The organism is Aquimarina sp. KJ22-3 (genome assembly GCF_055808215.1).
This window is the reverse complement of the sequence record NZ_CM147859.1, coordinates 4,710,280-4,723,125: the sequence shown is the minus strand read 5'-3', so window position 1 is coordinate 4,723,125 and position 12,846 is coordinate 4,710,280. Positions and strand designations below refer to the sequence as shown.

Genomic DNA, 12,846 nt, shown 5'->3' with positions numbered 1-12,846 from the left:
AGATACAGCTATGAATACTAAATTTTTATTTGTTATAGCGACAGGATTAGTTTTAAGTGCATCGAATGTAAATGCTCAGGCTACAGATTGTGCTACTACAGCATCTATAGCTTACGAACATGCGAAGGTGAAAAATTATGCAGCAGCAGAAGAGCCCCTATGGAAAGTAAGAAAAGAATGCCCTACCTACAGTGTCGCTACATATCAGTTTGGAGAGAAATTATTAAAAGACAAGCTTAAAAAAGCGGCAGGAGGAGATAAAGTAGCAATTGCGAAGGAGATGATTCAATTACTTAAAGAGCGTTTTCAGTATTTTCCTGCGAAAACCAAAATAGGTGATATGCATTCGACCATTGGGCAATTAATGTATGATAATAAAATAGGATCTAAGGAAGAGCAGTTTGCAGAATTACATAAAGCTTGGACAGAGGATAAGAAGAATGTTGATAACCCTAAGAACGTTTATACCTATTTTTCTCTATTAGTAGATCTTCATGGTGAAGGGAAAAAAGAATTACAGGAAGTTTTTGATTTATATGACGGAGTAATTGAAAAAATAGAAGATGAAGAGAGTGCAAAAGCAAAAACGATTGCTGAGCTTACTGATAAAGAAGAGGCTGGTACCGCTTTATCTAGTAAGGAGAAGAAATCTCTAAAAAGATCTTCTACTATTTTATCTAATTATAGTAAGGTAAAAGCCGGAGTAAATCAAAAGTTGGGAGAATTGGCGGATTGTAAAAACTTAATCCCTTTGTATACAGGTCAGTTTGAAGATAAGAAGACAGATATCAATTGGTTAAAAGGAGCTGCAGGAAGAATGTCTGCCAAAGAATGTACAGAAGATCCGTTATTCTTTAAGTTGGTAGAAGCATTACATAAAGCAGAGCCATCTGCGAAGTCAGCGTATTATTTAGGTCTTTTGGCATTAAAAGACAAAAAGACAACTACAGCTTTGGATTACTTTAACCAATCTGCAGAGTTAGAAACAAAGTCTAGCGATAAAGCAAAAGTATATTTCAAAATTGCAGAGACTTTAAGAAAGAAAGGAAGCAAAGGAAAAGCGAGATCATACTACAGAAAAGCGTTAAAATATAAGCCTTCTATGGGAGTGTGTCACTTACGAATTGCGAGTATGATTGCAAGCAGTGCAAACGCATGTGGTACTGATGTATTTAGCAAAAGAGCGGTATACTGGTTAGCAGAAAACTATGCAAGAAGAGCTGGGAAAGTTGATCCAAGTTTGAAATCTACTGCTAACAAAACTGCAGCCAACTATAAAGCAAAAGCACCATCAAAAACAGACATCTTTAATAATCCAGGTGTTACCTCTGTTAAAATTGGATGTTGGATTGGTGAAACGGTAAGAGTACCAAAATTATAATGCAGAATAAAAATTATAATACACTTATATACATTGTCACAGCATTTGCTGTGACAATGTTTTTTTCATGCCAATCTAGTCAGGGCAATCAAAATTATATCGTATCAGAAGAGGCTCCTATAGCAGAAGCCTTTGATGTAAATCTTAAGTATACAGATTCTGGTAGACTCACTGCAGTATTAAAAACACCCAGAGTATTAGATTTTACAAACAAGTCTTTTGGGTATCATGAATTTCCCGAGGGCATTGTTTTGGATGTAATAGATAAAGAAGGAAAAGTAAGTGTTATTACTTCAGATTATGCCATCTCCTATCAACAAACAGGATTGATAGATATGAGAGGTAATGTAGATATCAAAACGGCAGATAGTACACATTTACAAGCAAATCAATTGTACTGGGATCAAAACATCAGCTGGATATTTACAGATCAACCCTATAAAAGTTTATTGCCCGATGGCACCATCAATGAGGCTGACGGTTTTGATGCTAATCAGGATTTTACTATCTTGAATTCAAGAATCAATGAAGGTGTCATGTTTATCGAGGAGTAATCCATTGTTATGATGAAAGTATTTAAGTTTTTTCAGTATGCTTATCTAGCTATAGCATGCTTTTTTATTTATGAAGCGTATTTAGAGTGGGGCCAGGAAGGAGGCAAAAGCATGATGTACCTCTTCTTTGCCGTAATCGCGATTTTTATGTTCTTCTTTAAAAGAAACTTTGGTAAACGATTTGAGGCCAATAACAAAGAATAATTCATGGAATTACATTTTGTTGTTATTGTCATTTCCTTAATTCTCTCGGCTTTTTTTTCAGGAATGGAGATTGCCTATGTATCCTCGAATAAAATTCACATCGAAATTGAAAAGAAACAAGCGGGATTCTTATCCGTACTACTCACCCGTTTAACCAAAAAACCATCCAAGTTTATTGCCACCATGTTGGTCGGAAATAATATTGCTTTAGTAGTATATGGTTTTTATATGGGAGACGTCCTTATGCACTATATCGAAGGGTATTATCCCAATATGGCCGGTAGTATTAGTCTTTTGGTGCAAACTGCAATTTCTACATTGATTATTTTGCTTACTGCAGAATTTTTGCCAAAAGTTTTTTTTCAGATTTATGCCAACAAATTGCTCAAGATATTTTCGTTGCCAGCGTATGTTTTTTACCTCTTTTTTTCGCCAATTTCTTGGTTCGTAATCTGGGTTTCAGATGTAGTGTTAAAACGATTTTTTAAAACAGACGGAGATCAGGTGCAATTGGCATTCAGCAAGACAGAATTGGGAGATTACATTAATGAACAGATGGAAACCGTAGAAGAACATGATAAGATCGATAGTGAAATTCAGATCTTTCAGAATGCATTGGATTTTTCAGACGTAAAATCCAGGGAGGTAATGGTGCCCAGAACAGAAATTGTGGCTGTAGAAAAATCACAATCTATAGAGGAAGTAAGTCAATTGTTTATTGATACAGGTCTCTCCAAGATTATTATTTACAATGGTACTGTAGATGATATTATAGGGTATGTGCATTCTTTCGAACTGTTCAAAAAACCAAAATCCTTACGTTCCATATTGTTACCTGTAATTTTTGTTCCTGAAACCATGTTTGTAAAGGATGTGCTTAATCTTTTGACCAAAAAGCATAAAAGTATTGCTGTGGTAATAGATGAGTATGGCGGTACCAGTGGGATCATTACGGTAGAAGATATTGTTGAAGAGCTTTTTGGAGAAATTGAAGATGAGCATGATTCGTTAGCGCTTATAGAAGAGCAACTGGACGAATCTCGATATCGTTTTTCTGCCAGGTTAGAGGTGGATTATCTGAATGAAACCTATAAACTTAATTTACCTGAAAGCGAGAATTACGAGACGCTAGGAGGTATGATCGTTAATCACACCGAAGAAATTCCTGAAAAGGATGATGAGGTATTGATCGATTCCTTTAAGATTAGTGTTGTGGATACATCAAATACCAAAATAGAAATCGTAGAACTAACCGTTATTGAAGAGGATTGATTTGTTTTGACCTTATTCCAAACACAAAATAATAGTGCTAAATTTTTTGCTGCATTGTATGCAATGATAGTACTATGCGATCTTATTTTTGTGTACCTGTTTTCAAACCCTGAAGTTAGATATGTAACCAAACCAGCTATTGTTTGCTCGTTACTTGTTTTCCTTATACTTCGCAAGACCACAATCCCTTTTTTCAGATTCGGTTATTTATTAGTGGCGCTTGTTTTTTCTCTAGCAGGGGATGTTTTTCTACTATTTCATGGGCAATTATTCTTTATGCTTGGGTTGGCTATGTTTTTATTGGCTCACATCTGTTATATTTTGTTGTTTTTGAAGGATAAAGCTTTTGGACAGAGGAATAAGTTTTTTCCTATTTTGACTGCAGTGTACGGATTCGGATTGTTCTTTCTTTTGTACCCAGGTTTAAAGACGATGTTGATTCCTGTACTAGTATACATGATTGTTATTTTGGGGATGGCAAATAGTTCATATTTTAGGTCTCAAGAGGTGGGTAAGAAAAGTTATCTATTCGTACTTATGGGAGCCTTGGTTTTTATGCTTTCAGATAGTCTATTGGCGGTAAACATGTTTTATGCCTCTTTACCTTATAGCCATATATGGATTATGAGCACATATGCGCTGGCTCAGCTCCTAATTGTGTATGGAATTATCTATCAAAATCCACCCTTATATTCTGAAAAAAACAAGGGATAAAAATGCTTTAATTAAGGGATCTAAATTTTAGGAAAAAAACTTCGTAAGACTTTAGTGTTTTAATTGGTATTATTCTAATAAAATGGTATTTTCGCCCACTATATTTGAATAAATTACACGTAACATGGCAGTTTTAAATAAAATTAGACAGCGCTCAGTTTTTTTGATCGTTATAATCGCACTGGCACTTTTTTCTTTCGTGCTTGCTGATTTAATACGTAATGGAGGAGCTATCTCTCAAAATGCTGAGAATACTATCGCTACAATCAATGGAAAAGATATTGATAGAACTGACTTTGCTAGAAAAGTAGAGGCTGCTTCTAGAGGTTTTGGAGGAGGATCTTCAAGCATTCAAGCTGTGAATTATGTTTGGAATCAACAAATTCGTGAAGCTGTTTTTGAAGAACAATTTGATGAACTTGGAATCCAGGTTGGAAAAGATCAGGTAAACGAATTATTGGCAGAAGGATTAGCAAACAATCCTACTTTTCAGAACGAAGCTGGTGTTTTTGATAAATTAAAAATGCAAGAATATGTTGCTAATGTAAAAGCAACATCACCTCAAGCATATCAGCAGTGGTTAGACTATGAAGCATCAGTGAGTAAAGGAGCTAGAGAAGAGACCTATCTTAATATGATTAAGGCAGGAGTGGGAGCTACCTTAAAAGAAGGAGAGCTTTCTTACAAAATGGAAAATGACAAAGTAGATATCAAATACGTTCAGCTTCCATATTCTGGTATTCAAGATGCAGATGTTCAGGTGTCGGATGCTGAAATCAAAGAGTATATCAATAAGAATGTAGATCAGTATGAAGCAGAAGCTTCTCGAAGTATTCGCTATGTAATCTTCAACGAAAAGCCAAGCGAAGAAGACGAAAACGAAATAAAAGAAAGAGTTGCTTTATTATTGGATGATAGAGCAGAATTTAACGAAAACACAAAAAAGACAGATACTGTTCCTGGATTTAGAAATGCAGAGAATGCAGAAGAATTTGTAAACCAGTATTCTGTATTGAAGTTTGATGATAGCTTCAAGTTCAAAAAGAATCTTCCTGCTGCTGTAGCAGATACGATCTACAACTTAGAGATAGGACAAGTATATGGACCATATAAAGATGGTGATTTCTTTAAAGTATCTAAGGTAATAGCACAGAAACAAATGCCAGATTCTGTACAGGCAAGTCATATTTTAGTGGCTTGGGAAGGTCTACGTACAGCTGGAGAAGTAAAGCGTACTAAAGAAGAGGCAAAAGCCTTAGCCGATAGTATTGCCAATGTGGTAAAAGGTAATGCAGATAAGTTTACGGAATTGGCAGCTCAATATTCTGCAGATAACTCTAATAAAGATAAAGGAGGAGATTTAGGGTATTTTGTACCAGGAACTATGGTGCCATCTTTCAATGACTATTGTTTTGATAATGCTGTAGGAGATCAAGGTATCGTTGAGACTCAGTTTGGATACCATATCATTAGAATCGACGATCAGAAAAATCCACAAAAAACTGTAAAAGTTGCTACAGTTGCTCAAAAGGTTGAGCCTAGCGAAAAAACAATCAATGCAATTTTTACCGAAACTACCAAGTTTCAAATTGCTGCAAGAGACAAGGATTTTGAAGAAGTTTCTAAAGAAAATGAATTGGCAGTACGTCCTGTAAATAAGATTAAAGAACTTGATGAAAACATCCCCGGATTAGGTGCCAAAAGAGCGATCGTTCAATGGGCGTTTAACGAGGAGTCTAAGGTAGGTGATATCAAGCGTTTTGATATTCCTGATGGATATGCGGTAGTTCAGTTAACTGCAAAAGCAGATAAAGGAACGATGACTGTTGCAGACGCTAGCCCAACAGTAAAGCCAATATTAATAAAGGAGAAGAAAGCAGAAATGCTTAAGAATAAAATTTCTGGTAGTTCTTTGGATGCTATTGCTAGTTCACAGGGACAGACTGTAAAAACTGCTGCTGCTTTAACTATGAAAACTCCTACCATTGGAGGGGCTGGTACTGAGCCTGTAGTAGTAGGAACAGCATTTGCATTAGAGCAAGGAACGGTTTCTCAGCCAATTGTTGGAAATAATGGAGTATATGTAATCGAGGTGACTAAGAAAGAGCCAGCGAGTGGATTAGATACATATATGAGTTACGCTTCTCAAGCTTCAAAATCAAGTGCGGGATTGGTTAATGCCTCTGTATTTGATGCGCTTAAAGAAGCTGCAGAGATCGAAGATAAAAGAGCTAAGTTCTACTAGTAGATAGAGAACAAAATAAAGCATAAAAAAACCTGAGTATTTTTACTCAGGTTTTTTTATGCTCCTTAATTATTTGTATAAGGACAGTATAATTTATGTTTGCTAACTTCTCACTTTTTGTTCCCATTTCCATGCAGAACCTAATGAATCGTCAAGACTACTTTGCGCTTTCCAGCCGAGAATGTTATTAGCCTTTGTAGTATCTGCATAAGCAGCTGTAATATCCCCTTCTCTTCGATCAACAATCTTATAATTTAACTTTTGCCCCGAAACCTTTTCGAAGGATTGAATAACTTCTAGCACACTACTACCAGTTCCTGTACCTACATTAAAAACTTCGTAATTCGATTCGTTTTTGCTATTAATCAAGCGTTGTAAGGCTACGACATGAGCTTTTGCCAAATCCACTACATGAATGTAATCTCTGATACATGTACCATCTTGTGTAGGATAATCGTCTCCAAAAACTGAGAGTTGTTCTCTTAGTCCTATTGCGGTTTGCGTAATATATGGCACCAAATTTTGAGGTACACCAATAGGTAATTCTCCAATCTCTGCAGATAGATGTGCTCCAATAGGGTTAAAATATCGAAGAGAAATGGCTTTTAAAGAGGTGTTTACTTTGCAAGTATCCCTGATGATCTCTTCACCTATTTGTTTTGTGTTTCCGTATGGAGATTCTGCGGTTTTTACCGGAGCATTCTCCGTTATCGGTAACTCGTCTGCCTGACCATAAACGGTACAAGAAGAACTAAAAATAAAATTCGAAGAGGCTTTTGCGGTAAGCTCCTGTAACAGATAGACCAATGTAGAAAGATTGTTTTCATAATACAACAATGGGTTTTCTACACTTTCTCCAACTGCTTTAGAAGCTGCAAAATGGATGACACCCTGGATATCCTGATGGCGATTGAAGAAATCTTGAACCTTGTCTTTTTCTCTAAGGTCAAATTCTTCAAAAACGGGTTTCTTTCCGGTAATTCTGGTAATTCTATCCAAAACATCGGGAGATGAATTAGAACAATTGTCAATGATAACAACATCGAACCCTTCATTTTGCAATTCTACTACAGTATGAGAACCTATAAAACCTAATCCTCCCGTAACTAAAATTTTCATATTCTTTTTAAATTAATTAAGATTCTCTTTTTACAAAGGGGGTTGACAAATTTATACATTTGAAAAAGAATCAAAAAGTATTACTCCCAAAGAATGATCGTTTTACCAAAATTTAATCATTAAGAAACCTATTGCCGCCAATAAGATGACAATGTGATACCTGTAATCCAGATACCAGGAAACTTCCTTTTCTGTTTTCAATAGTTCTTTGTTGAAGGTGTATAGCTGGATCTTTTGAGTTTCCGGAGGAGATGAAAACTGGCTGATAACTATAAATAATATACTACTTATAACTACCATGATTCCTACATTATAGGTATAATGGAGTGTCCAGATATCTTTTTGCCCCAGAATAAACAAAATAACACCCCCCAAAGTCCCTAAAATTAAAGTCCAAAATGCCCCCGTACCATTTCCTCTTTTGTAAAAAACGCCTACCAAAAAAAGAACAGCAATAGGAGGCACAATGATTGAAAACATTTGTTGTAGATATGCCCAAATACCACCAAAATTTGCGATTAAAGGTGCCCATACTGCAGCAATCACCATGAGGACTACGGTGGTTATCCTACCATAGTTGAGCACTTGTTTTTCTGTAATATCTTTCTTTCTGGTCTTTATGAAATCGATTACTACCAGTGTCGAGGCAGAGTTTAATGTAGAATCTACGCTAGACATAATAGCAGAGATCAATCCCGCCAATACCAAACCTACAAGCCCTACAGGCAATACTTTCATTACCGTAGTCGGGAATACCTGATCTGGGTTTTCTAGACCTGGAAATAATCCAATGGCCATGGCTCCTGGAATTACCATAATAAAGAGTGGTACAATTTTAAGGAAGCTTGCTAGTATAACACCCCAACGCGCATGCTGTATGTTTTTTGCTCCTAGCACCCGTTGCACGATATATTGGTTGGTAGTCCAATACCAAAAACCTAAAATCGGAACGGCCATTATTAAACCAGGCCAAGGTAAAGATTCATCGTCTGCTGGGCGAATAATTGATAAATGCCCTTCTGGAGCGTTGGAAACTACATTACTCCAGGAGAAGTCTAGTTTTTCGAATAGCATATAGGATAAGACAGAGCATCCTATAATCAATATAATTGCTTGTATGGCATCTGTGTATACTACGGCTTTTAGACCTCCAAAAGCGGTATATAGACCGGCAACCAAAGCCAGAATTAAACAAGTTTGCCAAATTACTAACTCCGGGAAAAATGCTTGTAGCACAATAGATCCGGCGTACAATCCTCCTGCAGTATCCACAACAATACTGGTGAATATGGTGATCGCAGAAAAAAATGTTCTGGATCGATTGTCAAAACGCAGTTCTAAAAACTCGGGAATGGTGGTGATTTTGGATTTTAGATATAGCGGGATAAAGATTAATGCAGCTATGATAAGCGGTATACCTGTCATCCATTCGTATACGGACTGTACAATACCTGAGCTATATGCCGCTCCAGATAATCCGATGATGGTAGAGGTAGAGATGTTTGATGCAAAAAGTGATAATCCTATGAGTCCCCACCCAAAAGATCTTCCGCCAAGAAAAAGATCTTCGCCAGTTTTGGTGCTTCTTGCTACGTAAAGACCAATGAGCATAACTGCGATAAAGTAAATAACAATTACCGTGATATCTATAGTGCTAATTTCATTCCCCATAATTAGTTGATTTCGTGTTTATAGTAGGTGGCTGCATCTCGTAACAGCATATCTAAATATTGATTTTCGGATTGCAATCTATCTTCGTCCCAACCCAGGTATTTTACCAAATCTTCTTCGACAATAGATCGATATTGGTGCACACTATGAATGTCAAAATAAAGCCTGCCTGTTCTTCTTACAAAGAAATCCGACAATCCATTCGTCATTTCATGGTGTATACAATACCATAGCTCTGCTCTAATCAACTGCTCTTCGATCGCATCATTCAAAAAATAACTCGCCTTACCGATAATAATATCAGATTGTTTTCCATAGTTGGATACCAGGTATTGGCCATAATAAGGATCATTAACCTTCAATTCTTTTAACTCTAGCTCAATTTGTTCTAAATACTTTTGTACTTCGTTATTGTCATGAAGAGGGTCACTGGTAAGCGGTATCTTATCCGTATGCGATCTCGAAAATTGCTCTCTTCTCTTCGAACTCATAGTTTTTAACACCACATCAATAACTCGTTGCGACATTTTTCTATATCCAGTAAGTTTTCCTCCTGCAATAGATATTAATCCTGTGTCAGAGTGAAAGATCTCGTCCTTTCGAGATAATTCTGAAGGGTCTTTTCCATCTTCGTGAATCAAAGGTCGAAGTCCAGCCCAATTAGATTCGATATCTTCTTGTTTTAATTGTAATGATGGAAACATATGATTTACAGCTTCCAGTAGATAGGAGGCATCAGATTCTGTAGCGACAACTCGATTCAGATTTGAGCTGTAATTGGTGTCTGTAGTGCCAACATAGGTTGTTCTTCCTCTGGGAATGGCAAAAATCATTCTCCCATCGGGGACATCAAAGTAGACGGATTGAGTGAGTGGAAAACGTTCTCTGGAAAATACCAGATGTACCCCTTTTGTAAGATGCAAGTGTTTGTTATTCATGGATTGATCCTTTGTTCTTAAAAGATCTACCCAAGGTCCTGCAGCAGAAACAAAGTTTCTGGATTTGATCACAAATTCCTCTTGCGTATTATGATCCAAGCATTGTACACTTTGGATTTTCCCTTCTTCGCTGTAATTGAAGGACACCATTTCACAATAATTAATGCTGTTGGCACCATACGTTGCTGCTTTTTTAAGAAGTTCAATAGTCAATCGGGCGTCGTCTGTTCTGTATTCTGCATAATACCCTCCGCCTGTAAGCCCTTCGTCATTAAGTAATGGTTCTTTGGTTTTGGTTTCTTCGGCATTTAGCATTTGACGTTTATCATCACCTTCAACATTGGCCAAAAAATCATATACCTTTAACCCTATAGAAGCCATAACCTTTCCATAGGTGCCACCTTCCACAAGCGGGAGTAGCATTTTCTCAGGAACTACAAGGTGCGGAGCCAGTTTGTGCACTGTGGCTCTTTCGGTTCCGGATTCTTTGACGAGGCCTATTTCCATTTGCTTTAGATATCGAAGTCCACCATGAACAAGTTTTGTTGATTTATTACTAGTGCCAGATGCAAAATCATTCTTTTCTACCAAACATACTTTTAATCCTCTCGATGCTGCATCCAAGGCGATGCCTGCTCCGGTTACGCCTCCACCAATAATCACCAGATCGTGTTTTTCTTTTTGTGCTTTCAGTATCTGTGTTTTACGATCTAACACTGAAAAGCGAATAGGAGCATCTTCTTTTACCGATAACCTATTGGTGTTTGCAGTTTTGGTGCGTTCTACCGCTTGTTTCCAGCCTGTATATTTTCTGTTACGCTGATGTTCGGTGATTTGCGGAGCAAAAACCTGATCTACGTCACGTATCTTGGCGATATCCTTTTTGCTCCAGATTCCTGCTTTTATTCCTGCCAGGAAGGCTGCTCCAAGAGCAGTTACTTCCAGCATTTTGGGGCGATCAACATCTACATTAAGAATGTCGGCTTGAAACTGCATCAAGTAATTATTCGCAGAAGCGCCACCATCTACCTTTAGCTCCTTCATCTGTTTGCCACTATCTTCTATCATTGCTTCCAAGACATCTCTTGTTTGATAAGCTAAGGCTTCAACAGTGGCTTTAATGATTTCATTCTTACCAGAATCTAAGGTAAGTCCGTAGATGGCTCCCTTAGCATCCATATCCCAATAGGGAGCACCTAGTCCAGCAAAGGCGGGAACTACATATAAGTCTTCTGATGATGTGGTAGACATACAGATTTCTTCAGTTTCTGAAGCCTTGTCTATGATTTGAAGTTTGTCTCTGAGCCACTGAATAGAAGCTCCGCCAACAAAAATACTTCCTTCTAATGCATATTTGATGTTATCTTCAGGAATACTGCTGCATAAGGTCGTTAATAGCCCATTCTTGGATTCGTAAGGCTTTTTTCCAGTATTCAATAGCATAAAACATCCGGTCCCGTAGGTGTTCTTTGCGATTCCTGATTTGTATCCTCCTTGACCAAACAGAGAAGCCTGCTGATCTCCTGCTACACCATAAATAGGAAGTTCTTGACCTTTGTGTACAATGCTGCCAAAATCGGAAGAGGAATACTGCACTTTTGGAAGTACGCTTTTCGGAATATCTAATGCTTGTAAAAGTTTTTCATCCCATTCTAGATTAATAATGTTATAAAGCATGGTACGAGAAGCATTAGAATGATCTGTAGCGTGGATTTTCCCTTCAGTAAATTTCCAAATAAGCCAGGTGTCGATGGTTCCAAATAATAAATCACCACGATCTGCTTTTTCTCTTGCTCCTTCTACATGATCCAGAATCCATTTCAATTTGGTGCCAGAAAAATAAGAATCAATAACCAAGCCTGTATTCTTGGATACATATGGGCTTAAATTTTTTGCTTTTAAAGCTTCACATATTTTAACCGTTCTTTTATCCAGCCAAACGATAGCTTTGTGGATTGGTTCTCCTGTTTTTTTATCCCAAACCACTGTTGTTTCGCGTTGATTGGTAATACCTATAGCTGCAATTTCTTCTATCGAGATATTAGAAGTTTGTAGCACATCTTCAAAAACCTTTTTTTGATGCAAAAAAATCTCCATAGGATCATGCTCTACCCATCCCGGTTGAGGGTAATATTGAGTGAGTTCTTTTTGTGAAATTCCACAGATGGTCCCTTGATGATCAAAAATAATAGCTCTGGTGCTTGTGGTGCCCTGATCAAATGCTACAATATATTTTTTATCCATTGATACTGTTTTTTTGATGTGTGAAGCGGGGTTTTCTGATTGTTAAAAAGAGATTTGTAACCCCCTGTTATTCATAAATATCTGAATTATTAAGTCAATAGAAAAGATAAATTCAAGTTTAATGGAATGTAATCGTTTGTATTCTTTGTTTTAGTATTTGCTTTCATTCAAATCTTATTTTTTCTGGAAACTTTTAAGAGGTTTTACTTTTTTTAAGTCGAATAAGCCCGCAAGCAGGAACCTGAATTTGTACCACTCCGATCAAAAGCATGATATTAGATTCTTTTATTTTTTTCCGGTACAGTCATAAATAGTACAATGGTATGCACCATGATTTTCTTCACTGCTAATCACGACTTGATTTTTTAGTTTCCCATTGATGATATCGATATTGTCCGTTGGGTTTTTTATATCAATAATATTATCATCATACACGCCGATAATAGTTGTTGTTCCTTTGGTAGATTTTAAAATAGGGTAGTTGGCCAAAGGTTTACAGGGCTC

At 36.9% G+C, this 12,846-nt stretch carries 10 protein-coding genes; 6 read left to right on the top strand and 4 right to left on the bottom strand.

Annotated features, from left to right (window positions below; translation table 11 throughout):
* Nucleotides 1–10 precede the first annotated feature (10 nt).
* The 6 genes from AC0L3Q_RS21630 to AC0L3Q_RS21605 all read left to right on the top strand — a co-directional run bounded on the left by AC0L3Q_RS21630 (nt 11) and on the right by AC0L3Q_RS21605 (nt 6,370).
* Entirely contained in the window at nt 11–1,381 is a 1,371-nt protein-coding gene (locus AC0L3Q_RS21630; protein ID WP_473282840.1) for a tetratricopeptide repeat protein, read from the top strand.
* Nucleotides 1,381–1,935, top strand: a complete 555-nt coding sequence (gene lptC, locus AC0L3Q_RS21625; RefSeq protein ID WP_473282838.1) for an LPS export ABC transporter periplasmic protein LptC — start codon at nt 1,381–1,383, stop codon at nt 1,933–1,935. The genes AC0L3Q_RS21630 and lptC overlap by 1 nt, the downstream gene beginning before the upstream one ends.
* A gap of 9 nt (nt 1,936–1,944) precedes the next feature.
* Nucleotides 1,945–2,139: a hypothetical protein gene (locus AC0L3Q_RS21620; protein WP_473282836.1), complete on the top strand. Its 195-nt coding sequence runs from the start codon at nt 1,945–1,947 to the stop codon at nt 2,137–2,139.
* Between the two features lie 3 nt (nt 2,140–2,142).
* Entirely contained in the window at nt 2,143–3,411 is a 1,269-nt protein-coding gene (locus tag AC0L3Q_RS21615; protein WP_473282834.1) for a hemolysin family protein, read from the top strand.
* 63 nt (nt 3,412–3,474) lie between these two features.
* Nucleotides 3,475–4,125 carry a lysoplasmalogenase gene (locus AC0L3Q_RS21610; protein ID WP_473282832.1) on the top strand — a complete coding sequence of 217 codons (651 nt, stop codon included), beginning with the start codon at nt 3,475–3,477 and terminating at the stop codon, nt 4,123–4,125.
* Between the two features lie 124 nt (nt 4,126–4,249).
* Nucleotides 4,250–6,370, top strand: coding sequence for a peptidylprolyl isomerase (locus AC0L3Q_RS21605; RefSeq protein ID WP_473282830.1), 2,121 nt, complete (start codon nt 4,250–4,252; stop codon nt 6,368–6,370).
* A 102-nt stretch (nt 6,371–6,472) separates the two neighbouring features.
* On the opposite strand, the gene galE is transcribed toward AC0L3Q_RS21605, so the two are convergent.
* The 4 genes from galE to AC0L3Q_RS21585 form a co-directional block, all read right to left on the bottom strand.
* The gene (gene galE / locus AC0L3Q_RS21600) at nt 6,473–7,489 is read right to left on the bottom strand and encodes a UDP-glucose 4-epimerase GalE (protein ID WP_473282828.1); all 1,017 of its coding nucleotides are present in this window, start codon (nt 7,487–7,489) and stop codon (nt 6,473–6,475) included.
* Nucleotides 7,490–7,591: 102 nt separating this feature from the next.
* Nucleotides 7,592–9,160 (bottom strand): sodium:solute symporter, encoded by a 1,569-nt coding sequence (locus tag AC0L3Q_RS21595; protein ID WP_473282826.1) that lies wholly within the window; start codon nt 9,158–9,160, stop codon nt 7,592–7,594.
* Between the two features lie 2 nt (nt 9,161–9,162).
* Complete coding sequence (gene glpK, locus AC0L3Q_RS21590) at nt 9,163–12,342, bottom strand: glycerol kinase GlpK (RefSeq protein WP_473282824.1); 3,180 nt, start codon at nt 12,340–12,342, stop codon at nt 9,163–9,165.
* A 285-nt stretch (nt 12,343–12,627) separates the two neighbouring features.
* Nucleotides 12,628–12,831 carry a hypothetical protein gene (locus AC0L3Q_RS21585; protein WP_473282822.1) on the bottom strand — a complete coding sequence of 68 codons (204 nt, stop codon included), beginning with the start codon at nt 12,829–12,831 and terminating at the stop codon, nt 12,628–12,630.
* Nucleotides 12,832–12,846: the final 15 nt, after the last annotated feature.

Coding starts and splice junctions, on each gene's coding strand:
- AC0L3Q_RS21630 (WP_473282840.1), top strand. CDS start 11: ATGAATACTAAATTTTTATTTGTTATAGCGACAGGATTAGTTTTAAGT.
- lptC (WP_473282838.1), top strand. CDS start 1,381: ATGCAGAATAAAAATTATAATACACTTATATACATTGTCACAGCATTT.
- AC0L3Q_RS21620 (WP_473282836.1), top strand. CDS start 1,945: ATGATGAAAGTATTTAAGTTTTTTCAGTATGCTTATCTAGCTATAGCA.
- AC0L3Q_RS21615 (WP_473282834.1), top strand. CDS start 2,143: ATGGAATTACATTTTGTTGTTATTGTCATTTCCTTAATTCTCTCGGCT.
- AC0L3Q_RS21610 (WP_473282832.1), top strand. CDS start 3,475: ATGATAGTACTATGCGATCTTATTTTTGTGTACCTGTTTTCAAACCCT.
- AC0L3Q_RS21605 (WP_473282830.1), top strand. CDS start 4,250: ATGGCAGTTTTAAATAAAATTAGACAGCGCTCAGTTTTTTTGATCGTT.
- galE (WP_473282828.1), bottom strand. CDS start 7,489: ATGAAAATTTTAGTTACGGGAGGATTAGGTTTTATAGGTTCTCATACT.
- AC0L3Q_RS21595 (WP_473282826.1), bottom strand. CDS start 9,160: ATGGGGAATGAAATTAGCACTATAGATATCACGGTAATTGTTATTTAC.
- glpK (WP_473282824.1), bottom strand. CDS start 12,342: ATGGATAAAAAATATATTGTAGCATTTGATCAGGGCACCACAAGCACC.